11 protein-coding genes are annotated in these 14,420 nt (G+C 54.2%); 5 read left to right on the top strand and 6 right to left on the bottom strand.

All coding sequences use genetic code 11. From position 1 onward, the window contains the following. The first annotated feature begins 60 nt into the window (after positions 1-60). From A1830_RS10795 to A1830_RS10780, 4 genes are read left to right on the top strand one after another with little or no spacing between them, the layout of a single operon-like run. Positions 61-2,571, top strand: a complete 2,511-nt coding sequence (locus A1830_RS10795) for a fimbria/pilus outer membrane usher protein (RefSeq protein WP_067705631.1) — start codon at positions 61-63, stop codon at positions 2,569-2,571. A gap of 24 nt (positions 2,572-2,595) precedes the next feature. Beyond that, on the top strand, positions 2,596-3,339 hold the full coding sequence (locus A1830_RS10790; RefSeq protein ID WP_231877612.1) for a fimbrial biogenesis chaperone: 744 nt from the start codon (positions 2,596-2,598) through the stop codon (positions 3,337-3,339). A gap of 42 nt (positions 3,340-3,381) precedes the next feature. Next, on the top strand, positions 3,382-4,359 hold the full coding sequence (locus tag A1830_RS10785) for a fimbrial protein (protein WP_369815705.1): 978 nt from the start codon (positions 3,382-3,384) through the stop codon (positions 4,357-4,359). 18 nt (positions 4,360-4,377) lie between these two features. Then, positions 4,378-4,650 carry a helix-turn-helix domain-containing protein gene (locus tag A1830_RS10780; RefSeq protein WP_067705629.1) on the top strand — a complete coding sequence of 91 codons (273 nt, stop codon included), beginning with the start codon at positions 4,378-4,380 and terminating at the stop codon, positions 4,648-4,650. A 1-nt stretch (position 4,651) separates the two neighbouring features. On the opposite strand, the gene A1830_RS10775 is transcribed toward A1830_RS10780, so the two are convergent. From A1830_RS10775 to A1830_RS22625, 3 genes are all read right to left on the bottom strand, one after another. Beyond that, positions 4,652-5,017, bottom strand: coding sequence for a FidL-like protein (locus tag A1830_RS10775; protein WP_231877611.1), 366 nt, complete (start codon positions 5,015-5,017; stop codon positions 4,652-4,654). A 178-nt stretch (positions 5,018-5,195) separates the two neighbouring features. Further along, positions 5,196-6,338, bottom strand: a complete 1,143-nt coding sequence (locus A1830_RS22165; protein ID WP_082804147.1) for a winged helix-turn-helix domain-containing protein — start codon at positions 6,336-6,338, stop codon at positions 5,196-5,198. Between the two features lie 154 nt (positions 6,339-6,492). Continuing rightward, positions 6,493-6,759: a hypothetical protein gene (locus tag A1830_RS22625; protein WP_156484985.1), complete on the bottom strand. Its 267-nt coding sequence runs from the start codon at positions 6,757-6,759 to the stop codon at positions 6,493-6,495. A 31-nt stretch (positions 6,760-6,790) separates the two neighbouring features. On the opposite strand from A1830_RS22625, the gene rcsC reads away from it, so the two are divergent. Next, complete coding sequence (gene rcsC, locus A1830_RS10765) at positions 6,791-9,643, top strand: two-component system sensor histidine kinase RcsC (RefSeq protein WP_067705891.1); 2,853 nt, start codon at positions 6,791-6,793, stop codon at positions 9,641-9,643. A 59-nt stretch (positions 9,644-9,702) separates the two neighbouring features. Here the strand turns inward: rcsC and rcsB are convergent, their stop codons facing one another. From rcsB to A1830_RS10750, 3 genes are read right to left on the bottom strand one after another with little or no spacing between them, the layout of a single operon-like run. After that, positions 9,703-10,353, bottom strand: a complete 651-nt coding sequence (gene rcsB / locus A1830_RS10760; protein ID WP_067705624.1) for a response regulator transcription factor RcsB — start codon at positions 10,351-10,353, stop codon at positions 9,703-9,705. A gap of 1 nt (position 10,354) precedes the next feature. Beyond that, positions 10,355-13,015, bottom strand: a complete 2,661-nt coding sequence (rcsD, locus tag A1830_RS10755; protein ID WP_067705622.1) for a phosphotransferase RcsD — start codon at positions 13,013-13,015, stop codon at positions 10,355-10,357. Between the two features lie 20 nt (positions 13,016-13,035). Continuing rightward, positions 13,036-14,190, bottom strand: coding sequence for an MFS transporter (locus tag A1830_RS10750; RefSeq protein ID WP_067705621.1), 1,155 nt, complete (start codon positions 14,188-14,190; stop codon positions 13,036-13,038). Positions 14,191-14,420: the final 230 nt, after the last annotated feature.

The following is a 14,420-nucleotide window of genomic DNA, read 5'->3' as shown; positions in this document are numbered from 1 at the left end:
TCACCGTTTTATCCATGCGCCACACCGGGTTTTCAGAGAATTATAAGAAGCGACTTTATTATGTTGTTTGCACCAGGACGAACATCAACAATAGCCAGAATACTGGCAGGGCTTGTTATTTATCTTACCGGATGCCTGGCGACCTTTTCCGCCAGAGCTGTAGAATTTAACCTTAATTTTGTGGATTCCAGCGATCGAAAGAATATAGATTTATCGCGCTTTCAGATAGCTAACTATATTGCACCAGGGGAATACCTGGTAGACGTATTACTGAACGGTCGGACGGTCAGCGATCGCCTGCTGGTTAACTTTATCCCTGAGGGGGAAGACAAAAACAGTCGGGTCTGTTTGCCGCCCGATCTGGTTCAACGTTTTGACCTGACCCCAGAGGCCGCTGCGCGCCTGACCCTCTGGCATCAGGGGCAGTGCTCCTCGCTGGATCAGCAAAAAGAGGTCTCTACGCGCTACGATCGTGAGAAGCAAACCCTCAATATAATTATGCCGCAGGCCTGGCTCACCTTTCATGATGAAAACTGGGTGCCACCGTCACAGTGGGATGAAGGGGTGAATGGCGCACTACTCGACTATAACCTTTTCGCCAGCACCTACCAGCCGCACCGCGGCACCAGCTCATCCAGCATCAGTAGCTATGGCACGGCGGGATTCAACCTCGGTCCCTGGCGCGCACGCGCGGACTATCAGTACCAGGCGTCACGTCCGTCCGACGCGGCATCACGCGGCAAACTGAGCTGGAACCAGACTTACCTTTATCGCGCGCTTCCGGCGCTGGGGGCCAGGCTGACCGCCGGTCAGACTAACTTCAGTTCTGATATTTTTGAATCATTTCGCTTTGTCGGCGTCACGCTTAACAGCGATACGCGCATGCTGCCGCCCGCACTGCGCGGCTATGCGCCCCAGGTCACGGGCATTGCCAAAACTAACGCGAAGGTTAGCATCAGCCAGAATGGCCGCATCATATACCAGACCAACGTGTCGCCTGGCCCCTTTGTCATTCAGGATCTTACCGAAGCAGTGCAGGGCGCGCTGGACGTGGAAATTACCGAGGAGGACGGCAGCGTCACGCGCTATCAGGTCACGACCGCCAGCCTGCCATTCCTCACCCGTAAAGGCCAGGTACGCTTTAAAAGCGCCATGGGTAAACCTGCCAGCGGCAGCAGTAATCACGTGATACAGCCTGGTTTTTTTAGTGGCGAAATGTCATGGGGAGCATTAAATAATCTGTCGCTTTATGGCGGCCTTATCGCTACCACAGGCAGCTATCAGGCGCTGGCAATGGGGATAGGTCAGAATCTGGAGGATTTTGGTGCCGTCTCGGTGGATGCCACTCGCTCATCGGCCGTGCTGCCCCAGGCCGGCAAAGAGACCGGCATGAGCTATCGCGTGAACTACTCCAAACGCTTCGAGAGTACCGGTAGCCAGGTCACCTTTGCTGGCTACCGTTATGCAGACCGAACCTTTATGTCACTCGGGCAGTATCTCAACAAGGTGAACGGCAGCGGCTATTCCAGAGATGATAAGCAGACCTATACCCTCAGCGCCAACCAGTATCTGCCCTGGCCCGCGATCACGCTTTTTCTCTCGGCTACGCATAACGTCTACTGGAACGCCAGTTCAGGTAATAACTACAGCCTGTCGGTGAGCAAAATTTTCGATATCGGGTCCCTGAGAGGCGTATCAGCCACCCTGTCAGCCAGCAAGCTGCGCTATCAAACAACGGATGAGAACCAGATGTTTCTCTCACTCAGCCTGCCCATCTCTTCCGGGCAGCAGGTGAGCTACGACGCGCAGCAGGATCGGCGAAATGGTTTCTCGCAAACGGCCTCCTGGTACAACAGCCAGGATCCCAATAACAGCTGGCGCGTCGGCGTCGGTGGCAGCAGTCCCGATCTGCAACAGGGCAGAGGCGTTTTCCGCGCCAACTATCAGCATATGTCGCCCTGGGGCCAGCTGGGTCTGAACGGCAGCGTGAAAGACGATGACTATCGCTCGCTCAATGCTAACTGGTACGGATCGATCACGGCGACCGCCGCCGGGGCCGCCCTGCATCAGAGCAGCGCCGGAAGCGAACCCCGAATGATGATCGCAGCGGGTGTGCCGGGGATCCCCGTCAGCAACGGCGCATCGGTCACTAACCGTTACGGCATCGCCGTGGTCAATGGCTTCTCCAGCTACCAGACCTCTGATATCCGCATCGACATCAACCATCTGCCGGATGACGTGGAGGTTTATAACACGGTGGTGAGTAAGACGCTGACGGAAGGGGCGATCGGGCTGCGCCAGGTTCGGGCAGTCAAAGGGGAGCGCATGCTGGCGGTGATCCGTCGGGCTGACGGCAGTTATCCACCGTTGGGCGCAACGGTAATGGATAACAGCTCCGGCCTGGAAGCGGGCCTGGTCGGCGACGGCGGACTGGCCTGGCTTTCCGGTATATCGGGTGAAAAGTCCCTGACGGTTCAGTGGGGAGACGGGCAGCAGTGCAGGATCCAGGTTCCCACGCAGCAGCCAGAACCTGGGACGCAGATCCTGCTGCCCTGTGTAAAAACGCAATAACGCAAAATCAGTTAAGGAAGAAGCGTGAAATATAATCGAACACTCTGTAGTGCCTTTTGCCTGTTAGCCGCCAGCCTCGCTGCCCCCGCTATGGGGGCACTGAATCTGGACCGCACGCGAATTATCTACAATGCCAGTGATAAATCAATCAGCGTCATGGTGGAAAACCAGAGTAAAGAGCTGCCCTATCTGGCCCAGGTCTGGCTGGAAAATGCGCAGGGAGAAAAAATCACTTCACCGCTGGTGGCACTGCCGCCGATGCAGCGGATCGATGCCGGGCAGAAGAGCCAGATTCGCGTCCTACAGCTACCGGCCACCACTGCACTGCCCACCGACCGCGAGTCGCTGTTTTACTTTAACGTGCGTGAAGTCCCGCCCAAAAGCGGCTTAGCCAATGTTATGCAGGTGGCCATCCAGAGCCGGGTAAAGCTGTTTTATCGGCCCACTCAATTGCTAAAGCAGGTTCGTGACCACTGGCAGGATCAGTTGCAGGTAAGCCGCGTGGATAACGGGCTGAAGCTGGTCAACCCCACGCCGTTTTATATTACGCTGGGCTACCTCGGCAAAGACAACAAGGGCAACGTTCCGGGCTTTGACAGCCTGATGCTGGCACCCTTCACCATGAAAACATTAACGGGCAGCGGCTATGTCAGTCACCAGTACAGCATTGGTTATATGGATGACTACGGTGGCCTACAGGTTAACCCGTATCACTGCGACACCACTCTCTGCCAGCGGATAACGAAAACTCAGGACTCGCAGAAATGATGGATCTTCATCTGCACAATTTGATTACTCAGGAGGGGTGGGATGCACATGTCAGAGATTGTTAAACGCGTAGCGCACCAGCTGGCCCTGCTTTTGGGGCTTCTGCTGGTGTCATATCAGGCACTGGCGCTGGACTGCGTAGAAAAAGGCACCGGCATTGTCAACAAACCCGCTATTCCGGTTGGAAAACTGGCTATTCCGGCTAACGTGCCGCCCGGGACGAAAATCTGGGAGTCAAACGACATCAGCGTGACGGCGTACTGCGATAACGTGCTGGGTTCCATTACCGATATTGTCCATTTCTATTTTAATCCGAAATCCGAGTCTATCGGCCAGGGGCTGCTGCTGGGCGTAAGCTACAACGGCCAGGATCTGGAGCAAAACGAGCAGCGCCTCAGCACCAACAGCCCGCCGATCGTCAAAGGGCAAAACGTCACGGTAAACGTTACCTTTCGTTTGTATATCAAGGTCACCGGTAATCCACCGTCTGGCGGATACTATCAGGGTGCAGACCAGTTTACGGTTTTCCAGCTTGATGGCAGCCGGGGGATCAATAAAATGCCCGGCGCGAAGAACCTTAAATACAATCTCTCCGGGCTTCAGGGGATCCGCTTTCTGGCCTGCGGTTCGGATCTGAAGGTTTATCCGGAGTCACAGATTGTCGACTTCGGTATGCTGCAAAGCACGCAGCTCTCCCGGTCTGCCGGCGTATCGCTGCCCTTTGCGATTAAGGCCGTGAAGCAGGGGTGTATAGATAATTTTTCCCTCCAGGCTGAATTTTCCACCGCCAGCCCGCTGTGGGACAGCAAAGCCATTAATCTGGCAAATGGCACTAAGTTGATGCTTTTTAACGATAAAAATGAAGCCATTACCTTCAATCGCTATGACGATTTCGCCAGTCTCAATAATGTAAATGAGATTACTAAGCAGTTCACCGCCACGGTCAGCGCCATACCCGGTCAGGCGATTAAACTGGGACAATTTGATGCGTCAGTGATCGTTAAAATCAACTATTACTGAACCTGCAAGGGAAAACACATGCTCAGCAAGCAAAAAATGCGCGCGCGTGCGCTGGAAGAGCCGCAGGACGAGGGGGCAGAGCGCTATAGCGCCGGGGAAACTCAGATCCTGGCATTACTCATCTCGCTGCGCGAGGAAGCGGGGATAAGTAAAACCGAGCTTGCCAGACGTCTGGGCATCACCCCGCCCGCTATTAACCGGCTTGAAAAACGCCCTGCCCAGGCCAGTTTCAGCACCCTGGCCCGCTACGCGGAGGCCTGCGGATTTCGTCTTTACCTCAATTACATATAGGTCAGTGCAGGGGGCTGAACACACAGAGGGCCACCGGCGACTGAGTTGTCTCTATCAGCATAGTATTGTCATCATACTTTCTCAGCAGCAGGGTATCGGTATGACCGGTTATAAAAAAGCTGTTTAGCAGTAGCAGCTTTGCCGTTCTGGCATCAACATTGTCGACGGCATCACTATTGATACGGCTGCTGGTGAGAGAGTATACCGCAGAGTCTTTACTCTCATGCACATAGTCATAGTAAACATTTCTGAGGATAGTATCCCTTTTGATCAGGCTATTATTCTTATCGCGTAAATAGCTCACGCCGCTCAGTGAAATAAGGATTTTATTGTTATTCAGGAACCTGAATGATAGCGAACTGACCATTTTTGCCTCCAGTTCATCATACCTGGCTTCGACAATCATATTTCCTCTACAGGAAATATTGATCGGGAATTCTTCCTGAATACCACGGGCTTTATTAAGGTAAATCACACATGCTATTGCAGAAAGATTAAGTATCAAAAGTGCTGAAATAATAAGTAACCTGGAAGAAGGTCGATTCTTATGGCTGAACATTTATGGTCCTGTCATTGTAATAATAACTCAGGCAAAGCGTTATCTTCTGGTGAGCATCTATATTACACTGTGCCATAAATTCTCGCGTCGAGCCGGTGTTTATCATTGAGGTCATTCTCTCGCTCTGAAATAATAAAACATTACCGGGGTGACAAACGATTTCTTTATTTTTAATAAATTCGGCAGCACGCTCAATAAAATCACCCCGACGGCCGGGCAGGAGTGGCGCGGTGCTATAAAGGGTACAGCCATTGAGTGTTGCCACCCTGAGCACGGCTTTGGGATCGTTTTTTCCTCCCCACAGACTCATGCCCCATACCAGCAACAGAGCAAAAATTAGGATGTTGGTTAAATAATATATTCTGTAAGCATCCTTACCGGCACCTTTGGGTCTGTAGAATGCGGACTGCGTTAAGCGTTTGCGCTCATTATCCCCCGGCATCGCCGAAAGTTCAGCAGCCTGCTCCGCAGGTGTAAACCTTATCTCGTCAGGATTATCTGCGGGCTTTTCCCCCACCGCGGCGCTATTGCAGACGTGATAGTCAGCGACAGGATGGTCGGCAGCGTGATGCTCAGCGGCAGGGCAGTTGGCGGCGTGATGCTTAGCAGGGTAATGGTCAGCGGCAGGTCGGGCCGGGGTCGCATGATCATCTATTGCGTTGCGCTCCGCTACAGGTGATACAGGCGTCGCATCTTCAGCGCGACCTTCTGAGTCGGAGAGATCTGTATTTATGCTAATAGTCGGACTTAAGGCGGCAGAAAATTCGCCTGAATTATTTTGTGCCACAGGCTGCTGCTGGCAGATAATTATTGTCCCTTTATGGATGATAAAGCCCACTCTGGGTACGGTAACAATAAATTCATCCTGATAGCCTAAGGTGACCATCACTTTTCTCAGCTTACTCACGCAGTGGTTCAGGTTGTTATTGCTGGCGTTCAGGCCGTAATCATCCCACACCTTTTTAAAAAAAGTTTCACGCAGAACGACTGTACCTGAATGGTCGATCAACAATTGTAAAACCCGACGTGCCGGGTTAGAAATTGCCACCCGACTTTCCGGGTTGTTTATCAGCGAAAGAGAATTATCCTCTGGATTAAAGATTATTTTATTGTTGATAAAATAAGCCATGCGTTCCCCTTTTACTGGTAATCCCTGTTGTGAAATTGTATAGCTGGCCCAGTAGCGGATTGATAAGAAATGCTAAGGATAAATTATTGAGACGTTAACGTTATAAGAATTAATTCAGAGAGGGAGTATAAACCTTTCCGTCACGAAATAGAATTTAATCGACCAGCCAGCGTAACCGCGGTACCGATAAACCGCATTTATTCGCCAGCATTTCTACATAACCGGTCGTGCATTGGGTGAAGGGCATATCCAGATTCTGCATGAGAACGTCGCTGTTTGACGAAACCCGTCCGTGACGTTTTATTTTGTGCGCACCAGCCTGACAATTTGTGCGCAAAACCGCCGATTTTCTGGCGCTTATAACCGGCGCGATCTGGCTTTTTTCCTGTTCTGACGGTACTGTAGCGGCATCAAAATTCACACCATGCTGCAGCCGCCACTATAGGTTTCGCTTGAAATATCTTGTCTCGTTCAGAACCACGTTAAAGATCTCCCGCTATCTGTTTAGGGCGCTGGCGCTTATGCTCTGGACCCTGGGAGCGTTGCTGACCACTTTTTACATCATTAACGTCCTGCACGAGAAAGAGTCCCAGGTTCGCCAGGAGTTCAATGCTAACGTTGAGCAGGCGCAGTGGTATGTCCGCCATTCGGCAGACGTCACGCGTGAGCTTAAATTTATCGCCGAGAATCGGCTGAACGCCTCGGCCAACGGCCTTGATGTGCTCAACGGGGTGTTTCCGGGCAAAACCACGCTACCGCAGTTCTTTCCGCTCTATTCTGACTCTGACTGTAGCGGTATGAGCAATACCTGGCGCAGCTCGCTGGAGTCCCTGAGCTACTTCCTGCACTACTGGAAAGAGAATTTCTCCTCCGCTTACGAGCTTAACCGCGTCTTCTTTATTGGCGGAGAAAGCTTATGTCTGGCGGATTTTGGCGTCGGGAATGTCTCGGCCGACCGCGATCGCGCGATGAAAACCCTGCATGAGCGCATCCTGAAATACCGCAACGGCAATGATGAGGAGCGCAAAAGCAGCCTGTTCTGGATAGCGCCGTCCAGCCAGCCTGGCGTGGGCTATTACTATATGGTTACGCCCGTTTACGTCGCCAATAAAATGGCTGCGCTGCTTGGCATTGAGCAAACGATTCGCGTCGAAGATTTTGTGACACCGGGTAGTTTCCCGGTCAGCGCCACGCTCCTCGATCAGAGCAACCAGCGCGTGATGTCCTCTTCACCCTCCGCACACCGGATTTCTCTGGATGATTTACCGGATGACAGCAGCTGGTTTGGCTATATCAACGGTTATAAACAGCTGGTGATGAAGAAGCAGCTGACGCCTTCCTCGCTGACCGTGGTCTATTCGGTGCAGACCAATGAGATGGTCGAAAAGCTGAAAATTCTGATTATCAATGCCATCCTGCTGAACGTGATCGGGGCCATACTCCTGTTTACCCTGGCCTGGCTGTTTGAACGCCGGATGTTTCTGCCGGCCGAAGATAACGCTCACCGTCTGGAAGAGCACGAGCAGTTCAACCGTAAAATCGTCGCCTCCGCGCCGGTTGGCATCTGTATTCTGCGCACCAGCGATGGTACTAACATCCTCAGCAATGAGCTGGCCCACAATTATCTGAGCATGCTGACGCAGGAAGATCGCCAGCGGCTGATTGAAATAATCTGCGGCCAGCAGGTCAATTTTGTGGATGTGCTGACCGGCAGCAATACCAACCTGCAAATCAGCTTCGTCCACTCTCGCTATCGCAATGAAAACGTGGCGATATGCGTGCTGGTTGACGTCAGCGCGCGCGTGAAGATGGAAGAGTCGCTCCAGGAGATGGCGCAGGCGGCCGAGCAGGCCAGCCAGTCGAAATCAATGTTCCTGGCGACCGTCAGCCATGAGCTGCGCACGCCGCTCTATGGCATTATCGGCAACCTCGACCTGCTGCAAACCCGCAGCCTGCCGCAGGGGGTAGAGTCGCTGGTGACCGCGATGAACAACTCCTCCAGCCTGCTGCTGAAAATCATCAGCGATATTCTCGACTTCTCGAAAATTGAGTCCGAGCAGCTGCGCATTGAGCCGCGCGAATTCTCACCCCGTGAGGTGATAACCCATATCGCCTCTAACTACCTGGCGATGGTGGTCAAAAAGCGCCTGACGCTATGGGTCTTTATCGACAGCGACGTGCCGGTATCGCTGGATGGCGACCCGCTCCGCCTGCAGCAGGTCATCTCTAATCTGCTTAATAACGCCATCAAATTCACTCATACCGGCGGCATTGTGCTTCACGCCTATGTCAAAGACGGCTATCTGGCATTCCGGGTCCGTGACACCGGTGTGGGGATCCCGGCGAAAGAGATCACCCGCCTGTTCGATCCGTTTTTCCAGGTGGGAAGCGGCGTACAGCGCCATTTCCAGGGAACCGGTCTGGGGCTGGCCATCTGCGAAAAGCTGATCAATATGATGGACGGCGATATTGAAGTCGATTCCGAACCTGGCATGGGTAGCCAGTTTGTGATACGCATCCCGCTGTATAAAAGTCAGGTGATGACGCCTGTCTACAATGAGGGGCTGCTGGGCAAGCGCTGCTGGCTTGAAGTTCGCAACGAGGCGCTGGCGGTCTTTTTAGAGAAGCTGCTGCGCGAGCACGGGCTTGACGTTCAGCGTCTGGAGGAGGGGAGCTGCGGCAGCGATGATGTGGTGGTCACTGACTACGACTTCCAGACCCAGACCGGCGCGCGTGGCATCATCCGCTTCGACGGCAGCCATAACGATGGTCCCCAGGAGCTTTCCGCTGGCCGCTGGGTCTATGGCACCACCACGCCTCATGAACTGCCGGTGCTGCTGGGGCGCATCTATCGCGTCGAAGTGGCGCTGCCGGATGCGCAAACCTCCCTGCCGGAGGCTAACGAGTCGGGTATTGGTAACGAAGATATCCTGATTCTGGTGGTAGACGATCACCCCATTAACCGGATGCTGCTCTCCGATCAGCTGGGATCGCTGGGGTACCGGGTGAAAACGGCGCAGGATGGCGTCGATGCTCTGAACGTGCTGAGCCGCAACGAGATAGATATCGTACTGACCGATGTGAATATGCCGAACATGGACGGTTACCGTCTAACGCAGCGCCTGCGTCAGCTGGGGCTGACCTTCCCGGTCGTGGGCGTTACGGCGAATGCCCTTGCGGAGGAGAAGCAGCGCTGTATGGAGGCGGGGATGGATAACTGTCTCTCCAAGCCGGTCACCCTTGATACGCTACAAAAGACGCTGGCCTTTTACGCCGAGCGGGTCAGAAAGAGCAGAGAAGGCTGATGAAGGCAAAAAAAAGGGTGGAGCTTAGCTCCACCCTTTATCGTTATGCCGAAGGGCTATCAGTCTTTCTCAATCGGCATGGTGCTGACGGAGGAGAGATAGTTCAGCAGCGCGATATCGTTCTCGACGCCGAGCTTCATCATCGCCGATTTCTTCTGGCTGCTGATGGTCTTAATGCTGCGGTTCAGCTTCTTGGCGATTTCAGTCACCAGGAAACCCTCGGCAAACAGGCGTAACACTTCGCTCTCTTTTGGAGAGAGACGCTTGTCGCCGTAGCCACCCGCGCTGATTTTCTCCAGCAGTTTTGCCACGCTGTCCGGCGTATATTTTTTGCCTTTCTGCAGGGCGGCCAGCGCCTTAGGCAGATCGGTGGGTGCACCCTGTTTCAGGACAATGCCTTCGATATCCAGATCGAGCACTGCACTGAGGATCGCCGGGTTATTGTTCATGGTAAGAACGATAATCGACAGGTCCGGATAGTGACGCTTGATATACTTGATAAGCGTAATGCCGTCGCCATACTTCTCGCCTGGCATCGACAGATCGGTAATCAACACGTTAGCATCAAGCTTGGAAAGATTATTGATCAGGGCCGTGGAGTCTTCGAACTCGCCGACTACGTTTACCCATTCAATTTGTTCGAGTGATTTACGAATACCGAACAGGACAATTGGGTGGTCATCGGCAATAATTACGTTCAGGTTGTTCATTTTATTGGTTACCTTGCTGCAGCAGATGGTTGACGTAAAGGTCAATCTCACTGGTGGTATTTTTAATGTTTGAATCGTCACACTCTTTAATGTGCAGTTCTAACGTTTCACAAAGCTCCTTGCCCGGTGTTAAATTGAGCATGGCAAACACGCCCTTGAGGCGATGCGCAGTCTGAGCAAGTGAACTCAAGTTCCTTTCCGCTGCCTCATTATACAATCTCTTGACATCATCTGGTACTGTATCAACAAAGAGCTGGAAATATCCTGGTGCAAAAAGCTGCACATCCTCCTGCCGATCGCTCTGGTCGGGGTCAGTGTCGTCCTGGGCCAGCTGAAGTTCAATAAGCTGAAGCAGCGCATCCTGCATCGCGCTGCTGATATTGAAGTTCACCCTGAACTTGTCTTTCGACAGTGCACTGTAGCCCGCTTCATCATCCGTGAGTAATAGCGACCACGGCGTCAGGCGCGCCGGATCGTCGGTTACCAGCACATCATGATCCTGACCGGAAAAACGTTCGTCAGGCGTGATGCAGCTGGCGCCCCAGTTTTCTAACTGATGGACGACAATTTTTCGGATATCGTCCACGGTAATATCAATAAGCGCGGTCACGCCCTCTAGCAGCTTCTCCTCCTGCGCCTGTAAATTCTCCTGTGGCGCGTGGACCTGAATGCTGTATCGCGTGCCGATATCTGGACGCGCAACAATCTCCAGGTGTCCCCCCAGCTGCTTGCAGAGCTGCTTGCAAAGGAAGAAGGCCAGCCCGGATGCCTGACCAAAGCGATCCTGCGTAGTTTCGCCGAGGAAAGGGAAGTCGGTATTGCCCATCTCATCCACGGTCAGACCCGATCCGGTATCGACCATTTCAATCGACAGGCGGTCAGGGCGATCGGCCGGAGAGGTCACTTCAATACTGATGCGTCCCCAGGTGGTACTGGTGATGGCGTAATGTAGCAGGGTTGAGAGGATTTTATACAGCGCCCGACGGTCGCCAAAGCGATTCTCATCAAGATTCAGACGATTACCTACTACCAGCGCCAGCCCCTTACGGCGCAGGGAGGGGAGGGCTTCTGACACCAGCTCATCGAGCAGGCTTTGCAGATTAAAGGCGCCGGCGTCCGGTGCCCAGTCGAGCGTTTCCAGACGATTAAGCAGCACGATATCATCCACCAGCCGACTCAGGGCCTGCGCCGACTCCAGCGCATCGCTAAGCTCATCGCTGGCGTGTGCCTCACCCGTAACCTGTAAACGCGTAATGACGTCCGCCAGCGGGCGGTTCAGCGCGTGGCCGAGATTTTGCAGTAGCTGCTGGCGGGTCTGATGATTCTTATCCAGTACCTGCTGGGCTTTTTGCAGCTTTTTATTGACCAGCAGTTCGCGATCCTGATCGCGCATCATAAACAGCTGGGTATTGGGTGAAAGCTGGCTGCGGGCATGGCGGATCTCATAGACCTCATTGTTGACGGTCGCCTGCAACACGCCCTGATGCTGGTCGGACATATTGATGATTTTTTGCAGGTTCAGATGCGGCAGCAGATGTTCAGCAATTTTATTGCTGATGATGGTGCGGTTATTGGCAAAATCGTAGACCAGCAGCCCCACCGGCAGGCTCCCGACAATCTCCTCGTTCAGCACCCGCAGCGAGTCCAGTTCGGCGCTCTGATTCTCACTCGGGCGCAGCGACTGCTTACGCAGCATAAACAGGCCGATAAACGACAAAATCAGCATGGCAAAGCTGGCCATCAGCGGCCACATCAGGTTGTGCAGCGTATCCACCAGCAGGCCGGTAAGGGGCACCCGATAAACTAACTCCAGCGGCGTACTGGGGAGCGAGGCGGAGATTTCCACATTGGGGTTAGCCAGGGTTATCCGGGTACTCTGCGTCACGTCCCCGGCATCGCTAATTTCACTGCTTCCCGCCGCATCCTGCTTAAGCTGGAAGTTCTCCAGCGGCATATTCATCGGCACCAGGTCGTTAATCGGCAGATCGAAGGCCACCACGGTTGCCAGATGGCCCGGCTGGTTGAAGGTGGTTCGCACCGTAAAGTAGTGATCGTTCTGCCAGGCCAGACGACGCAGGGAGGAGAAGCTTTCCCGCTCATCCAGCGCATTAGCCTGCTGGAGCATCTCCGCGCGCCGCGCATCGACAATATTGCTGATGGCGCTCTCTTTGTAGCGCGTTGCCATATCTTTAAGCGGCAGGGTAGAGATAAGGATCAGGCTGTTGTCCTGACCGTTAAGAAAGTACATCGACCAGGTGCTGTTTTCGGCGCCCCACAGGGTATCGAGATAGTTAGACATACGCTGCGTCATATCCAGCGTGCTGCTGTCGTGCGAGCCAAAGATTAACGCCTCGGTTTTACGCCGCGTTTTTTCAAGATAGTAGACGTCCGGGCGCAGCCGCGTCTCCTGCAGGCTGTTAGGCGGTGTTCCCGCCGCGCTGGCCGCCAGGTTCTCATAAATCTGCCAGGTGGCGAAGCGATAGGTATCTACGCGCTTTTGCATCGCGTGGGCGATATCCGTCATGGCATAGCGTTTATCCGTAAGCCAGCAGCTCACCGCGCTATGGATCATAAACCCGATGCCCAGCAGCAGGACCAGTATAAACACCACGAAGAAGCGCGTGACGTTACCTGAAGTTAGGGGAAATTTGTATGGCAGCATAGCGTAGCGTGAGATCTCAGTTAACGTGTTATCAGCCGGGCGCTGGCGGCGACGATGAGCAGCAGAACGGCAATCACACTAAAAGCCGCTGCCAGACCATATCCTTGCGAAATAAACCCTATCAGCGCCGGACCTGCCAGAATACCCGCATAACCAATAGTTGTCATTGACGAAATCGCCAGGTTAACCGGCATGACGCGTTGATTTCCTGCGGCACTGAACATAATCGGTACGGCGTTTGATGCGCCTAATCCCACCAGCACGAAACCGACGAGCGTCATGGTCGCACTGGGGATGAATACTGCCAGCAGCAAACCGCCTGCCGCGCACAGGGTGCCACAGCACAGCGTCGCCGTACGCCCGCAGAGACGAACGATACGGTCTCCCGTTAGCCTGCCCAGCGTCATGGCAACCGAGAACAGCGCGTAGCCCAGGCCGGCATGAGAATGCGGCAGGCCGCGCAGCTGGGTCAGAAACAGCGCGCCCCAGTCGAGAATCGACCCTTCGGTCAGAAACAGAATAAAGCAAAGTATCCCCAGAAACAGCACCCAGCCCTGGGGGAGCACGAACAGCGGCGCGCCCTGCTGATGAAGGCGCTGGCTGAGCAGGTGACGCTGGCACAGGGCGAAGAGAGCGATGAGCACGACGGCAATCAGTGCGACGGCCTGAACCGGCGAAAGCCCCAGCGCCAGGGCGGCGCTCACGCTACCGGCGCCCACAATGCCCCCCACGCTGAAAAAGCCGTGAAAGCCGGACATCATGGCGCGGCCGGAGGCTTTTTCCACTTCAACGGCCTGGATATTCATTGCCACATCAACCAGCCCGATAGCAGCGCCAAAAATCATTAGCGACAGCGAGAGCAGCAGGGGGGTGTCTAGCGTTGCCAGCAGCGGCAGCGCCAGCAATATAAACGCGCTGCCCAGCGCGATGATGCTGCGGCAGCCAAAACGGCCCACCAGCATGCCGGTCAGGGGCATCGCGATAAGCGAACCCAGCCCCAAAAACAGCAGAAGCGTTCCCAGGGAGCCGTCCGTGAGCTGCGCGCGATCTTTGGCATAAGGCACCAGCGGTGCCCAGGCGGCCATGCCCATACCTGCAATAAAAAATACGGTACGCGTCGCCTGCCGGGTGGCACCCGCGCTGGCGCTGGCCTGTTGGACATCCCTGATGGTCATTGTTGTTTATCCGCCTGTTGCGAAGAGCGCTACTTTTTATCACATCCCGCCTTGTGAATGAAGAAAAGGCGACGGGGCAGCACGGGTATCGCCCGGACTGGCTAAATAGTGCGCATTTGCCTTAGGGCCAGCCTGTGCCGTCTATCACATTACCTTATAAATTATTTGGTGGATCGACGCGTCTCCCTCCCCGGTGGGCAGGAAAAAAAGCCAAACAGCGCCGTGAATTT

The organism is Erwinia sp. ErVv1, assembly GCF_900068895.1.
Lineage (GTDB): Bacteria > Pseudomonadota > Gammaproteobacteria > Enterobacterales > Enterobacteriaceae > Erwinia.
Note: the sequence above shows the minus strand (reverse complement) of the source record. Positions and strands in the feature narration are given on the sequence as shown.